This window comes from Qipengyuania pacifica, from assembly GCF_019857205.1.
GTDB classification, from domain to species: domain Bacteria; phylum Pseudomonadota; class Alphaproteobacteria; order Sphingomonadales; family Sphingomonadaceae; genus Qipengyuania; species Qipengyuania pacifica.
Genome location: NZ_JAHWXO010000002.1, coordinates 46,871 through 60,887, shown reverse-complemented (window position 1 = coordinate 60,887; position 14,017 = coordinate 46,871). Strand labels below are relative to the sequence as shown.

At 61.7% G+C, this 14,017-nt stretch carries 14 protein-coding genes; 8 read left to right on the top strand and 6 right to left on the bottom strand.

Annotated features, from left to right (window positions below; translation table 11 throughout):
* Positions 1-38 precede the first annotated feature (38 nt).
* Both dprA and plsY read right to left on the bottom strand, forming a co-directional pair.
* Positions 39-1,145, bottom strand: a complete 1,107-nt coding sequence (gene dprA / locus KYK83_RS03385; protein WP_222827201.1) for a DNA-processing protein DprA — start codon at positions 1,143-1,145, stop codon at positions 39-41.
* Complete coding sequence (gene plsY / locus KYK83_RS03380; protein WP_222827200.1) at positions 1,142-1,729, bottom strand: glycerol-3-phosphate 1-O-acyltransferase PlsY; 588 nt, start codon at positions 1,727-1,729, stop codon at positions 1,142-1,144. The genes dprA and plsY overlap by 4 nt, the downstream gene beginning before the upstream one ends.
* Positions 1,730-1,863: 134 nt before the next feature.
* Here plsY and murI point away from each other — a divergent pair, with 134 nt between their 5' ends.
* From murI to KYK83_RS03345, 7 genes are all read left to right on the top strand, one after another.
* Positions 1,864-2,658 (top strand): glutamate racemase, encoded by a 795-nt coding sequence (murI, locus tag KYK83_RS03375; protein ID WP_222827199.1) that lies wholly within the window; start codon positions 1,864-1,866, stop codon positions 2,656-2,658.
* Positions 2,659-2,801: 143 nt separating this feature from the next.
* A complete protein-coding gene (hemA, locus tag KYK83_RS03370; RefSeq protein ID WP_222827198.1) occupies positions 2,802-4,022 on the top strand; it encodes a 5-aminolevulinate synthase in 1,221 nt (406 codons plus the stop codon).
* A gap of 6 nt (positions 4,023-4,028) precedes the next feature.
* Positions 4,029-4,307: a YdeI/OmpD-associated family protein gene (locus KYK83_RS03365; protein WP_222827197.1), complete on the top strand. Its 279-nt coding sequence runs from the start codon at positions 4,029-4,031 to the stop codon at positions 4,305-4,307.
* Between the two features lie 56 nt (positions 4,308-4,363).
* Positions 4,364-5,221: a TauD/TfdA dioxygenase family protein gene (locus KYK83_RS03360; protein WP_222827196.1), complete on the top strand. Its 858-nt coding sequence runs from the start codon at positions 4,364-4,366 to the stop codon at positions 5,219-5,221.
* 37 nt (positions 5,222-5,258) lie between these two features.
* On the top strand, positions 5,259-6,449 hold the full coding sequence (locus KYK83_RS03355) for a cell wall hydrolase (RefSeq protein ID WP_222827195.1): 1,191 nt from the start codon (positions 5,259-5,261) through the stop codon (positions 6,447-6,449).
* 62 nt (positions 6,450-6,511) lie between these two features.
* Positions 6,512-7,204 carry a nitroreductase gene (locus tag KYK83_RS03350; RefSeq protein WP_222827194.1) on the top strand — a complete coding sequence of 231 codons (693 nt, stop codon included), beginning with the start codon at positions 6,512-6,514 and terminating at the stop codon, positions 7,202-7,204.
* Positions 7,201-7,974: a hypothetical protein gene (locus tag KYK83_RS03345; RefSeq protein ID WP_222827193.1), complete on the top strand. Its 774-nt coding sequence runs from the start codon at positions 7,201-7,203 to the stop codon at positions 7,972-7,974. The genes KYK83_RS03350 and KYK83_RS03345 overlap by 4 nt, the downstream gene beginning before the upstream one ends.
* Before the next feature lie 393 nt (positions 7,975-8,367).
* Here the strand turns inward: KYK83_RS03345 and KYK83_RS03340 are convergent, their stop codons facing one another.
* Positions 8,368-9,570: a type III PLP-dependent enzyme gene (locus KYK83_RS03340; protein ID WP_103023140.1), complete on the bottom strand. Its 1,203-nt coding sequence runs from the start codon at positions 9,568-9,570 to the stop codon at positions 8,368-8,370.
* Between the two features lie 258 nt (positions 9,571-9,828).
* Here KYK83_RS03340 and KYK83_RS03335 point away from each other — a divergent pair, with 258 nt between their 5' ends.
* Entirely contained in the window at positions 9,829-11,553 is a 1,725-nt protein-coding gene (locus KYK83_RS03335; RefSeq protein WP_222827192.1) for a GGDEF domain-containing protein, read from the top strand.
* On the opposite strand, the gene KYK83_RS03330 is transcribed toward KYK83_RS03335, so the two are convergent.
* From KYK83_RS03330 to KYK83_RS03320, 3 genes are read right to left on the bottom strand one after another with little or no spacing between them, the layout of a single operon-like run.
* A complete protein-coding gene (locus KYK83_RS03330; protein ID WP_222827191.1) occupies positions 11,523-12,701 on the bottom strand; it encodes a carboxynorspermidine decarboxylase in 1,179 nt (392 codons plus the stop codon). The two genes, KYK83_RS03335 and KYK83_RS03330, sit on opposite strands and share 31 nt — an antisense overlap.
* Positions 12,701-13,663 (bottom strand): peptidyl-alpha-hydroxyglycine alpha-amidating lyase family protein, encoded by a 963-nt coding sequence (locus KYK83_RS03325; protein WP_222827190.1) that lies wholly within the window; start codon positions 13,661-13,663, stop codon positions 12,701-12,703. The genes KYK83_RS03330 and KYK83_RS03325 overlap by 1 nt, the downstream gene beginning before the upstream one ends.
* On the bottom strand, positions 13,660-14,016 hold the full coding sequence (locus KYK83_RS03320) for a DMT family protein (RefSeq protein ID WP_346729409.1): 357 nt from the start codon (positions 14,014-14,016) through the stop codon (positions 13,660-13,662). Before KYK83_RS03320 ends, KYK83_RS03325 begins: the two co-directional genes overlap by 4 nt.
* Position 14,017 lies beyond the last annotated feature (1 nt).

Genomic DNA, 14,017 nt, shown 5'->3' with positions numbered 1-14,017 from the left:
GTGGTGAAGCCTGATCGTTCGGAGCCAACTACCTGACGTCATTTGAGCGAGACCCGCCCTGCGGCATGGCGCTCCAGTCTGCCGGCGATCTCCAGTTCCAGTAGCGCCAACTGCACTGCTGCTGCAGATGTTTCAGATTGCCTGATAAGTTCATCGACCCCGATCGGAGCCGTCGTCAGCAGTTGCTCGATATCCGCGGGTTGAGTGTCGGCGAGGTCATCACGTGTGTAATCGAACGCCTGCGCTGGCTCGCGAAAAGTCGAGCGCGGCTCGCCCTCGAAAGTCCTGAGCAGTTCCGTCACATCTTCCGGAGATTGCACCAGGACAGCGCCTTCGCGGATCAGATGGTTGCAACCGTGGCTGCGGGCTTCCAGCGGGCTGCCGGGTATTGCCATGACTTCGCGCCCGGCCTCTCCCGCCAATCGAGCTGTAATGAGGCTACCCGATTTTACCGCCGCTTCCACCACCAGCGTCCCGCTCGCCAGCCCGGCAATGATGCGGTTTCGGCTGGGGAAGTGGCTTCCACGCGGTTCGGTGCCCGGCGGTTGTTCTGCAAGCAACAGGCCTTCGGTAGCGATCCGATCCTGCAACTGCGCATGCTGGGGGGGATAGGCAATGTCGATGCCGCTGGCGATCACGCCAATTGTGTGAGGAAAAGCACCCTCGTGCGCAGCGCCGTCGATGCCGCGGGCAAGACCCGAAACGACTGTAAGGCCCGCTTCCGCCAGCCCTTTTGCAAATTCGCGTGCCAGCTTGACCGCCACCGCACTGGCGTTGCGGGCACCGACGATGGCAACGCATGGTCTGGCGGCAAGAGATAGCTCCCCGCGCCATGTCAGGATCGGCGGCGCGCCTTCGATTTCACGGAGCAATGCGGGATAGCCGGGCTGATCGTGGAAAAGGTATTTGGCGCCCCCTTTGCGCACGCTTTCCACCTCGCGTTCGACCTTTTCAGCCGGTATCGCACGGTACTGTCTCCCGCCGCGTTTTCCCAGATCGGGCAGCGCTTCCAATGCCTCCGTAGCGGCGCCGAAACGCTGCAGCAGCATGGCATAGCTGACCGGGCCGATATTGGGAGAACGTAGCAAGCGTATACGGGCGAACGCTTCCTCCTGCGATAACGCCGGATGCGCGGGTGCGTTCATTTCCTGCTGCCGCCGACCTTCGGTTCATCTCCCTTCATCAGGCGCGTGATATTGGCACGGTGAAGGTAGATGATCACCACCGCGATTGCGGCGAGAACCGGAAAGAACTGCGGGTATCCGAACAAAGGTGCGGCAGCGGCGGCCGCGACCACCGCAGCCATACCGGCAAGCGAAGATACCCTGAAAATTGCCAGCACGCTGAGCCATACGAAAGCATAGGCGAGCCCTATCGGCCAGGCGAGGCCGAACGAAACGCCGGCGTTGGTGGCGACGCCCTTGCCGCCTTTGAACCCTAGCCACACGGGGAAACAGTGTCCCAGCACTGCAGCACCCGCAGCGAATGCCATTGCGATTTCGCCCCAGAGCTGCCCCGCGATGACGACCGGAGCGAGCCCCTTGGCAAGATCAAGGACAAGCGTGGCTACCGCCAATCCCTTGTTGCCCGTTCTCAGTACGTTGGTCGCGCCAATATTGCCGGAGCCGATACTGCGCACGTCCCCCATGCCGGCGGCTTTGGTGAGCAAAAGGCCGAAAGGAATGGATCCGATCAGGTAGCCGAGCAACGCTGCGTATAATGCTTCCACGGGAAACTCCGCTTATGGACGAACCGGGAACGGTTGCGCCCTTTCTCTATGAACTCGCTCTAAAAGTAAGTACGGGCCTTGGGCAATGCCCGACTGACGTCACCTTCACACCCGCATCGTAAAGAAAATCCGCTTTGGACGCATCATCCCCCATCCTGTTGTTCGATTCCGGTGTCGGCGGGCTCACCGTGTTGGCAGAATTGCGCGCACTGCTGCCGCAAGCGCCGATCATCTATGCAGCCGACATGGCTGGCCTGCCCTACGGCGCGAAAAGCGAAGCGGAAATCGCCGCCCGCGTGGCGGGGCTGCTGGGCCGCATGGCTGAACGCTACCAGCCGCGCCTGATCTGTATCGCCTGCAACACGGCCAGCACGATCGCGCTCGGCATGGTTCGCGACGTGCTGGAAACTCCGATCGTGGGCACCGTTCCCGCGATCAAGCCAGCTGCCGCCATGACGCAGACGGGCGTGTTCGGCCTGCTCGGTACCGAGGCGACGATACGCCAGAAATATGTCGACGATCTCGAACGCGAATTCGCCGGCGGCAAGAAATTGCTGCGTTACGGTGCCAACGACCTCGTCACCCTGGCGGAAGCCAAACTGCGCGGAGAGGAAGTGGACGCCGCTGCCGTGGCGGAAGCTGCCCGGGGGCTGGTCCTGCAGGCTCGCGGCAACGAAATCGATACGGTGGTGCTGGCCTGCACCCACTTCCCCCTGCTCGAGCAGGAGCTCGGCGAAGCTCTCGGACCGGGCGTCCGATTCGTACATGGCGCGCACGGCATCGCGCGGCGGGTCGCCCAACTGGTCGAAGGACAGCCCATGACGCGCACCGTACCGGACCGGGCCGTGACAACCGGCTCTCTGGAAAACTTCGAGAAGGTACGCGGTCCCCTGTCGCAAATGGGTCTCGGTCGCCTCGAAGTTCTGTAGCCAGCCGGGTTTCGGCCGGCAGAGCTTGTTTCGACAGGTGAGAATCGTTCGCAAAGATCGCAGTGGCGATTTGCAACGCATTCGATTAGGGCGAGCCGCATAGTCAGCCGCGGAAGGGCGGCGCAGATACGAGCGACTACGCCGTGAACTACGACCAGATCTTCGACGAAGCGATTGCCCGACTCCATGAGGAAGGCCGCTATCGTGTCTTTATCGACATCCTGCGCAACAAGGGCGCCTTCCCCAACGCGCGGTGTTTTGCTGGTCACAACGGTCCAAAGCCGGTCACCGTGTGGTGCTCGAACGACTATCTCGCCATGGGGCAACATCCCAAGGTCATCGAGGCCATGGAAGAAGCGCTGCACGATGTCGGCGCCGGTTCGGGTGGGACGCGCAATATCGGTGGCAACACCCATTATCACGTCCAGCTCGAAGCCGAACTTTCGGATCTACACGGCAAGGACGCGGCCCTGTTGTTCACCAGCGGCTATGTTTCCAATGACGCTACGCTGTCGACAGTGGCGAAGCTGCTGCCGGGCTGCGTGATCTTTTCCGACGAATTGAACCATGCCAGCATGATCGCGGGCATCCGTAATTCGGGCTGCGAAAAGCGCGTCTTCCGCCATAACGATCTCGAACATCTCGAACAGTTGCTGGCTGCCGAAGATGCGGACACGCCCAAGCTGATCGCCTTCGAAAGCGTTTATTCGATGGATGGCGACGTCGCACCGATCCATGCGATCTGCGACCTTGCGGAAAAATACAACGCGCTGACCTATATCGACGAAGTGCACGCCGTTGGCATGTACGGCCCGCGCGGCGGCGGTATTTCGGAACGCGACGAAGCGGCACATCGTATCGACATCATCGAAGGCACGCTAGGCAAGGCGTTCGGCGTGATGGGCGGCTATATCGCAGCGGACAAGAAGATCGTCGACTGCATCCGGTCCTATGCGCCCGGCTTCATTTTCACCACATCGCTCAGCCCTGCTCTGGTGGCTGGCGTGCTGGCATCGGTCCGCCACCTCAAGGCGTCGAGCGAGGAACGCGAAGGTCAGCAGGCCGCCGCCGAACTGCTCAAGCAGAAAATGCGCGATGCGGGCCTTCCGGTTATGGACAGCGTGACGCATATCGTCCCGCTGATGGTGGGAGATCCGGTTCACGCCAAGAAGATCAGCGACATCCTGCTCGCCGAATATGGCGTCTACGTCCAGCCGATCAATTTCCCGACCGTACCGCGCGGCACGGAACGGCTTCGCTTCACGCCCGGCCCGGCGCACACTCCGGCCATGATGGACGACCTCGTCTCTGCCCTGGTAGAGATCTGGGACCGGATGGATATGGAACTGGCCAAAGCGGCCTGAAGCGGCGTGGCAAAGGCAGCCGACCCCGACTTTCGCCACCAGCTCACCCCAGAACTTAAAGCTATGCTTGATGGCGATGCTTCGCTGTCGGCGAAATGGGAAGCGCTGTCCCCGCTCGCCAGAAATGAATGGATCTGCTGGACCCTGTTCGCCAAGCAGGAGGCTACGCGCGAGAAGCGTCGCGAGCGGCTGCACGAGGAAATCCTTGAGGGGAAAAAGCGCCCGTGCTGCTGGCCCGGCTGCCCGCACCGGCGCGAAAGCGCGCGCAAGTTCGTCGACGCATGACCCTCTAGCCAGTTCTCCTCCCCTTGTGGCATGCTACGCCTCGAGGAGAGAGATAAATGGCGACTACCTTCGACCGCACGACGCTCGATACCGGCACGCTCGACATCAGGCCGATGACCCCTGCCATTGGGGCCGAAATTCTGGGCATCGACCTGGGGTCGATGGATATCGGTGATCGGATACCGCAGATCCGGGCGGCCCTTCTCAAACATGGTGTCATCTTCTTCCGCGATCAGGATCTCACCACGGCGCAGCATATCGCTTTTGCGCGCCACTTTGGAAAACTCGAAATCCACCCGGCGACGCCTAAGGATCAGCCCGATCCCGAAGTGCTGCGGATCGAACACGGACCCAAGAGCCGCGGTCAGGAAAATGCCTGGCATTCCGATGTCACCTGGCGCGAAGAACCATCGCTCGGATCGATCCTGCTTGCGCGCGAAGTGCCGGAATGTGGCGGCGACACGCTCTTCGCGAACATGCATATGGCGTACGAACGGCTGTCCGATCAGATGAAGCGTTTCTGCGAAGGTCTCACCGCCGTTCACGACATTGCTCGCGTTTTTGCCCGTCGGCTCGGCAAGCGACCGGAAGAACTGCACGATCAATATCCACCCACGCGCCACCCTGTCATCCGCACGCATCCCGAGACAGGCGAACGGGCGATTTACGTCAACACCGCCTTCACATCCCACATCGATGGGCTGGACGAGGCCGAAAGTCGGTGGCTACTCGATCACCTGTTCGCCACGGCGCGCGATGCGGAAATTCAATGCCGCTTTCGCTGGCATGCTGGTTCGATCGCTTTCTGGGATAACCGCGCCTGCCAGCATTTTGCCGCCAGCGATTATTTCCCTGCGCGGCGGGTGATGGAACGCGTGACGATCGCAGGCGACAGACCCTATTTCGAAGCCTGACGCTGGAAGCGGGAAAAAACCGGCTTAAATAGCCCTGATGAATGGCAACGGCCCTGGCACGCGATCGAAACGCGATTTTGCTCCGGCGCTGGCGTTGGTCGGCCTTCTGCTGCTGCCCTTCCTGTTCCTTGGCCTTTTCCACCAGACGCCCCACTCTCCCGTTCATGATCGGGAGGCCGCGGTGGAGCAGGTCCTTCCCCTTCCTGCCGTACCAGATCTTCCCGCCACGGGCGAAGACACGGTGATCCTCTCCCAGCTTGCCGCAGACGATGCACAGGCCCGTAACGCGGCAGTCGGGTTCGCAGAGGCGGGACCGGGCAAGGCTACTCCGTTTTCGTTTCGCGGAAGCAGCGCGGATCGGGCACGTGCACGCGACTGTCTGGCTCTCGCCGGAATGGCCGAAGCAGGCGGCGGCGACGGTGATCAACGCGCGGTGATGCAGGTCATACTCAATCGCGTTCGCCATCCTGCATTCGCCAAAACAGTCTGCGGCGTGGTCTTCGAAGGCTCGCAGCGACCGACCGGTTGCCAGTTCAGCTTCACCTGTGATGGGTCGCTGGCGCGTCGCTATTCCGATGCAGCCTGGCGGGCAGCCCGGGCACGGGCGGACGAAATGCTCGCCGGCGCTATCGATGCGACTGTCGGCAACGCCACCCACTTTCACGCGAATTACGTCTATCCATGGTGGAGCGACAAGCTCGACAAGGTTGCGCAGGTCGGCCCCCATATCTTCTTCCGCTGGCGCGGTTTCTGGGGCACGCGCAATGCACTCTCCGCTCGTTATGGCGGAGGAGAACCGGATCCGCTGCGCTTGCAGGAAACGGCACTGACCGTGGCAACGGCCAACCCGCTCCCCACCCTCATGCAGGGCGGCGAAGCGGTGCGTAGCATCACGACCGAGCTGGTAAACCAAACCACCGAAGGGGGCGACGCAACACCGTCTTCGCCAGGCGCGGGAATACATTTCGTGCTCGTATCACCTTCTGACGCGCCAGCGGCGCTGGTCGACAAGGCACGGGCGCTGTGTGGGAGCGAAGGGTACTGCCGCGTGCAAGGATGGAGCGATGCGAACAACATTCCAGCCAAACTGCCACTGACTGAAGAAGCCCGCCGAAGCGTGCGCTTCAGCTTTGTTTCGGCAAGCGCGAGCGCGGCAGAAGCGATCTTCTTCGACTGCCGCACCTTCCCTGCGCCCGACGTTGGCACCTGCCTGCCCACCAGGCCGTAGCGGATTTTGCGCCTTCGATTCGCAGCGCTAACCCTGCTACGAACAGACTTGGGAGAATATGGATGAGCGGCAATCCGGATATGACGTACGAAGAGGTGGTGATGAGCCGCCGTTCGATCCGGGGTTACCTCGACAAACCGGTGCCTCGGGCGATAATCGAAGAGGTGCTGACCTTGGCCATGCGTTCACCGACATCCATGAATACGCAGCCGTGGCATTTCCATGTCATCACGGGCGAACCTCTCGACCGCATTCGTAAAGGCAATACGGAACGGATTCTCGCCGGAGAGCCCGACAGCCGCGAATTCCGGCGCGGAGAGCCTTTTGCAGGCGTTCATCGCGAACGCCAGATCGGGGTTGCCAAGCAATTGTTCGGAGCGATGGGCATCGAACGGGACGATAAGGAAAAGCGGCAGGATTGGGTGTTGCGCGGTTTTCGCCAGTTCGATGCGCCGGTCTGCGTAATCGTGGCCTATGATCGCGAACTGTCGGGAAGCGATGACACGCCCTTCGATTGCGGAGCCGTAACGACCGCACTGGTCAACGCGGCATGGAGCCGCGGCCTCGGCTGCGTAATCAATTCGCAGGGCATCATGCAAAGCCCGGTGGTTCGCGAACATGCGGGCATTCCAAAGGAGCAGGTAATCATGAAAGCAGTGGCGCTGGGTTGGCCCGACGAGAGTTTTCCAGCCAATGCGGTCGTCAGCGAGCGCAAGCCAGTCAACGAAGCGGCACGCTTCGTGGGGTTTCCATGAGTAGCGCTTTCATCGATCTGGGTAACGGTTTCTGGTCCGTTCGCGGCAGTTTTCGGGTCGGGGGCTTTTTCGACGTGGGAACGCAATGCTCGCTGGTTCGACTCGCCAACGGCAATTTTGTGTTTCTCGACAGTTATACCCTCCCCGATGCCGTCCATTCCGACATCCTCAAACTGACCGATGGCGGTGCCAGGGTGGAGGCGGTGCTCAACCTGCATCCCTTCCACACGCTCCATTGCGAATGGATGCATGAAGCGTTTCCAAACGCGCAGCTCCATGGCACTGCCCGACATCACGAACATTTGCCCCACTTGCCCTGGTCGGACACTCGCTGCGAACAGAACGAACTTGCACAGCAGTACAGTGACGACTTCTCGTTTTCGGTACCGAGCGGGGTTCCCTTGGTCTGTTCCGACGATAGCGTGCATTTTTCGTCAGTGCTCGCGTTTCATCGGGCGAGCGGGACCATTCATGTCGATGATACCTTCGTATATCTGCGCAAGGGCTTTCCGCTTTCGCTTATGCCCTTCACGGGCCGGCTTGGCTTTCATCCCACATTGGCGAAGGCACTCGAACCGCGTGCCGGTGCGGCCGATGCTTTTCGTGACTGGGCGTTCGACATCGGAACGCAGTGGGCCGGGGCGAAGCGCATAGCTGCAGCACACAATGCCGTGCTGGAACTGGAACGTGACGCATTTCCCGAATTGGTCGGCGAAGCGTTGGGCAGGGTCAGGCCGACGCTGGACGCCCATCGCGAAAAGTACGGTTAGCAAACAGCCTCATTTTGGCCGTAATCTCATTCACCTCATCCGTCGCCCGTTCATGGCGTGCGATGGGCCGACGACCGTTCATCCGACAGAAAGGCTGGCAAAGCGACCGGCACTGCCAACTGTTCACGATGACGATTGCAAGAGATGAAAAAGAACATTCTTCTGGTGCCGACAGGCTCTTTCACGGGGTTGCTGGAAGCGAAAAAGCAGCGGCCCGGCGCGCCGCAGCAGCGCCAGGAAACATCGAAAGCCCCGCGTTCCGGACGTGCAGACGCATAATCCAGGCCGGCGTCGTCAGGTTGGCTTACCCGAACCTGAGCGTGCCGCGCTGAATGAAAAGGCCGCCCTGCTCGAAGCATGGGCGGCCCTTCTTCTTCGCTAGCTAAGCCCGCGTCAGCGCAAGCTTACGACGTTGTCCGCCGCCGGACGCTGGCGGCTACCATCGTAGAGGCTCGCCATCGGCTCGTCCTGCACTACAATCCGCTCGGCAGCGCCGAAGCCGTTGAAATCCGTCTTCATCGCCGCGCCGTATGCACCAAGCATACCGATCTCGATGTAATCGCCTGCCTGGATATCTTCGGGCAGGACGAATGGGCCCTGCATGTAATCCGCATCGTCGCAGGTCGGACCGTAGAAGGCGAAATCCATCTCGGGCTTGATCAGATCGTCTTCGAGCGCGCGCACGGGGAACTTCCAATCCACATGAGCCGCATCGAACAGCGCGCCATAGGCGCCATCGTTGATGTACAGCTCGTCGCCGCGCCGCTTCTCCACCTTGACGATGAGCGAGCTGTATTCGGCGCACAGCGCACGGCCCGGCTCGCACCACAATTCGGCGTTGTAAGCGATCGGCAGATTGTAGAAGTTCTGGTGGATGATCTGGAAATAGTCTTCCAGCGGCGGGGGCTCCATCCCCGGATAGACCGAGGGAAAACCGCCGCCGACGTCGATCATGTCGATGACCACTGATGCCTCGCCGATGGCGATGCGCACGCGTTCCAGCGCCTGTACATAGGCGAAGGGCGTCATCGCCTGGCTGCCCACGTGGAAACACAGGCCCAGCCAGTCGGCATGCTGGCGTGCTTCCTGCAGCAGCGCGGGCGCTTCGGTCAGGTCGCACCCGAATTTCGACGCGAGGCTCAGCTCGGAATATTCGCTCGATACGCGCAGACGGATGCACAGGCGCAGGTCCTGCGCCGGTTCGCCGGCATCGTCACGGCATGCATCGACGATCTTCTCCAGTTCCTCGACGGAATCGAGGCTGAAGGTCTTCACGCCGTGCTGGCGATAGGCTTCGCGAATGGCGCTGGGCGCCTTCACCGGGTGCATGAAGCAGAGCGTCGCGTCGGGCAGCGTCGCACGCACCAGCCGCACTTCGGCGATCGATGCCACGTCGTAATGCGTCACGCCGTTGTCCCACAGGATCTGGACCAGATCCGGCGATGGGTTGGCCTTTACCGCATAGAGCGACTTGCCCGGAAACTTCTCGACGAAGAAACGGGCTGCGCGCGCCGCGGCATGCGGGCGGTTCAGAATGATGGGTTCGTCGGGCGCGAGCGCGCGAACTACGGACCGGGCGTCAGGGAAATGCGGCAACTCAAGGGACCCCCTAAACAGTCCTTGCGGACCATGAAACGACAAGCTGCCTTGCGGTTAGGAAGTCCCCTTGGGGCAGCGGGAGCGGCGCATATAAATGGTGGGTCATTAATCGCAAGTGAAATGTTGGAATAGGAATGCAAGCGCAGCCGGGTCGCGGCGAGGCTGAGTTGCGATGGGGCGACCGGTAAAAACCGTTTTTTATCAAAAGGCGAAAGATTAACCCACATGCAAACATGTGATGCTAGCGCCGCCCTTATGAGACGCGCCGTCCACTATTTGCTGATGATGCTCGCCGCAACCTTCCTTTCCGGGATGGCTGTGGATGCGCGCGCAGCAAGTGGTGCGGCGAATTGCATCCTTGCGACGGACGACCTGCTCGATTCGGCAGAGGCAGCCGCGTCTTCGAACTGGGTTTGCCATGCAGCCAAGCTCGATGCGGTCGGGGATCACAGCTGGGTTCGTATCCCGGCAGAGGCGCTGCATGTCGAGGAGCCGGTCCTCATCGGCGATGCCATGGCATCCAGCGGGCTGATCATTGCGCGGGCAACGTCCGATGGTCGCATGGCAACCCGGGCCGTAGGCTCCGCCGCGCTCGCAAAGAACTGGACGACCGGCACCCGCTTTGCCCTCCCCTTGGGCAGCCTTGGCGGCGAAGGCCCCTTGTTCGTGCGCGTCGATCGTCCGCTTGGGCCCGATCTCGCCCATGGGCTCAAGGTCGTGTCGACCGAAGCGGCACAGCGCGACCGTACAGGATCGCTGGTGCTGCTCGGCGTGGTCCTGGGCATGCTCATACTTACCGCGATTGTCAGTGGTTTCATGGCGATCGCGCTGCGCCGCTGGTTCGCCGCCGTGCATTTCGCTTTTTCGGTCCTGCTGGTCATTTACGTCACCACTGCGGGGTCCCTCATATTTCTGATTGCGCCGGGCATCTCGCTCTGGACGCGTTCGGTGATTTCCTACGCCACCCTCGCCTGGGCGATCGCCCTGCTCGCACCCTTCGCGCTGACCTTCTTTGAACGCGACGCAATCACGCCTGCCATGCGGCGGGTGGCAATCGCCTGCGGCCTGCTGGTATTTGCCGGCGGCTTTCTGCTTCCGCTCGGCGCCCTGCTGGGTGTGAGCATGCGCGCCGCCTACAACCTCTGCTTCATCCCCGGCTCGATCGCCACACTGGTGATCACCACCTCGGCATGGCGCAAGGGTAGCGAGGCCGCGCGTGTATTCGTCATGGCGTGGAGCGTACCGTTCGTATTTTCCATCGAACGGCTGGTCCGCAACCTCGGCCTTTACTCGCTCCCGCCGATCGCCGACTTCGGCTTCTATCTGTCTCTGGCGTTCGAAGCGGCAGCGCTGATGGCGGCCGTGGGCTGGCGCGTCAAAGCCCTGCGGGAGGAACGCGACGCCGCTCTTGCCGTTAGCGACGATCTGGCGCGCGAGGCACGCCATGATGCGCTGACGGGTCTTGGGAATCGACGCGATTACGATGCGCGCGTCTGGCAGGCGGGAGACATGCTCGGCCTGATCGACATCGATCGCTTCAAATCGGTCAACGACACCTATGGCCACGCCACGGGCGACCGCGTGCTCGAATGGTTGGGCGACATGCTGAGACGTGAGGTCGCAACCGGCTCCTTCGTCGGCGCATGGCGGCTGGGGGGCGAGGAATTTGCCGTCGTCGTCCGGGCCGCTTCGGTCGAACTGGCCGCGCTCGAACTCGACCGGGTGCGCCGCGGAATCCCGCTCGCGATCGATAACGAAGTGCCCGGTCTGGACCATCCGATCACGGCCAGCGCCGGCCTCGCCAAGGTCGATCCCGCAGATCCGAAGGCAAGCTATCGCGAAGCCGACCTGCTGCTTTACAATGCCAAGCGAAGCGGCCGTGACCAGCTATGCTTCGACCGCCGCGACCCTCTGCGAGAAACGAGGGACGCTGCGCCCCTGCTTGGCCCTCAACTCAACCTGTCGCGGAAGGTGTCGTAGCCGAACTCTTTCACCAGCTCGAGGTGGTCGGTTTCGCTGTCCCACAGATAGATGCTGGGGAGCTGGACCCCGTTGAACGTATTGGTTTTCACCATCGAATAATGGGCCTGATCAAGGAACGCGAAACGCTTGCCCACCTCTGCGCCGTCTTGAATGCGGTAATCGCCGATCACGTCCCCGGCGAGGCATGACGGCCCGCCGATCCGCACCTCTGGCACGGTCTGGTCCGCACTTTCGCCAAGCATGGCCGGGCGGTACGGCGCCTCGATCACGTCCGGCATGTGGCAGGTGGCCGAAATGTCGGCCACGGCGACGGGCAGTTCGTTGAAACCGGTATCCAGTATCGTCCCGATGAGGATACCCGCATCCAGCGCCACCGCCTCACCCGGTTCGAGATAGATTTCCGCGCCCGTATCCTCTTTCGCATCGCGCAGGAATTCGATCAGCTCCTCGCGCTGGTAATCGGCGCGGGTGATATGGTGGCCCCCGCCCATGTTGATCCACTTGAGCTGGCCGAACCACGGTTCGATCGCATCGAACACCTTGTCCCATGTGGCATGGAGCGGTTCGAAATCCTGTTCGCACAGATTGTGAAAATGGATTCCATCGACCTGCGCCATGATTTCCGGCGTCAACTGGTCGATCGGGAAACCCAGCCGGCTGCCCGGGCTGGACGGATCGTAGCGCGGCACTTCGCCCGTTGCATGCTTGGGGTTGATGCGCAGCCCGACATCGAAATCCTGACCCGCCGCGCGCGCATTTTTCAGGATCAGCGCGGCCCGCTCCATCTGGCCGGGCGAATTGAAGATCACATGGTCGGACAGTCGGCACACCTCTTCCAGCTCGTCGGGCTTGTAAGCGGCAGAATAGGTCGCGATCTCGCCGTCGTAGAATTCGCTCGCCAGCCGCGCTTCCCACAGGCCGGACGTACACACACCGTCCAGATATTCGCCGATGATCGGCGCCGTCGACCACATCGAAAAGGCCTTGAGCGCAGCCAGCACCTTGATGTCGGCCTCGTCGCGGATGTTTGCCAGCACCTGGCAGTTGGCGCGCAGCTTTGCCGCATCCACGACAAAGGCCGGGCTGCTGACCCGGTCCAGATCGAATTGGGCAAATCCGCCCGGATCGCCGGCTTTTGTTTCCATCACTCGTCTTCCGTCGTCTGGGCCAGTTCGAAGGTCAGCACACGCTTGCCCTCCGGATCGGCCAGATAGATTGTTCCGTCACCGCCGATCGCAAGGTCGTGCCCCTTGGTCGGCCCTTCCCCGCTCGCGTCGAGAATGCGCTCGATCGTACCATCCGGCCGCCAGACGCGCACGATGGCACCTTCACGATCGCTGGCATCGCGCCCTTCGACTGACACGAAATACCCCTGCCCCAGCGGTTTGACCGCATAGGGATAGCCGGGCGTATTGTACGTTTCGAGCAGACGCCCGCCTTCACTGAATATCTTGATGCGCCGGTTCTCGCGGTCGGCGACATAGACCTTGCCGTCCTTCACCGCGACCGAATGCGGAACGGCAAGCCCGCCAGCGCCCGAACCCTCGTGGCCCCATTGGCTCAGGAAATTACCCTGCCGGTCGAATACCGCGATCCGCGAATTCGCATATCCGTCGGCTACGAATACCGTGCCCCTGCCGAAGGCAACGTCCGTCGGTCTGCCGAAATGATCCGGCACATCGTCCGATCTGCCTCGCGCGCCGATCGTCATTTCCAGCGTGCCATCGTGGGAAAAGCGCAGCACTTGCTCGCGCTGCACATCGGTGATCCAGATATTGTCCGTATCATCGATAGACAGACCGTGCGGCATTACCGTCTCGCCGGCGCCCCAGCGACCCAGCAACTTACCGTTGCGCGCGAACATGAAAACTACCGGCTCGTCGATCGGATCGGACGGAAACGGCTCTTTCCAATCGCGTCCGGCACGCTGAAGCACGAAGATATGCCCGTGGCTGTCGGTATCAACGGCGCTGACTTCGCCCCAGGCGACGCCTTCCGGGACTTCCGCCCAATTGCCATCAACTTCGGCGCGCGGCGCGTCTTCCGGCTTTGTCTGGCCCGAACATGCCGTCAGGGCCAGCGCGGCAAGAACTGCTATCCGCTTCATGACGGAAAAGGTCCGCGAAACACGAACACCGCCCCCGCGGCGATCAGCAAGAAGCCGATCGCCTGGTTCAGTCCGGGACGAATTCCGAACAATGCCCAGGCGACGATGACGAAACCGATCAAGGAGCAGATCTCGGCAATGGTCTTGAGCTCAGCCAGTGAATAGGTCTGCGCGCCGATGCGGTTCGCCGGCACGGCCAGCATGTATTCGAAGAACGCAACTCCCCAACTCAACAGCACCGCCACCCACAATGCGCGATGCGGAGCCTTGAGATGGCCGTACCACGCCAGATTCATCAGCAGGCTGGATAGGGCGAGGAGCACGATCGGCGCGAACACAGCCGCGCGGGTCACG

What these genes read in the sequence shown, in the direction of transcription:
- KYK83_RS03330 (WP_222827191.1), bottom strand. Translation starts at nt 12,701, where the DNA reads ATGGAAACAAAAGCCGGCGATCCGGGCGGATTTGCCCAATTCGATCTG.
- dprA (WP_222827201.1), bottom strand. Translation starts at nt 1,145, where the DNA reads ATGAACGCACCCGCGCATCCGGCGTTATCGCAGGAGGAAGCGTTCGCC.
- KYK83_RS03325 (WP_222827190.1), bottom strand. Translation starts at nt 13,663, where the DNA reads ATGAAGCGGATAGCAGTTCTTGCCGCGCTGGCCCTGACGGCATGTTCG.
- KYK83_RS03360 (WP_222827196.1), top strand. Translation starts at nt 4,364, where the DNA reads ATGGCGACTACCTTCGACCGCACGACGCTCGATACCGGCACGCTCGAC.
- KYK83_RS03345 (WP_222827193.1), top strand. Translation starts at nt 7,201, where the DNA reads ATGAGTAGCGCTTTCATCGATCTGGGTAACGGTTTCTGGTCCGTTCGC.
- KYK83_RS03350 (WP_222827194.1), top strand. Translation starts at nt 6,512, where the DNA reads ATGAGCGGCAATCCGGATATGACGTACGAAGAGGTGGTGATGAGCCGC.
- KYK83_RS03335 (WP_222827192.1), top strand. Translation starts at nt 9,829, where the DNA reads ATGAGACGCGCCGTCCACTATTTGCTGATGATGCTCGCCGCAACCTTC.
- KYK83_RS03355 (WP_222827195.1), top strand. Translation starts at nt 5,259, where the DNA reads ATGAATGGCAACGGCCCTGGCACGCGATCGAAACGCGATTTTGCTCCG.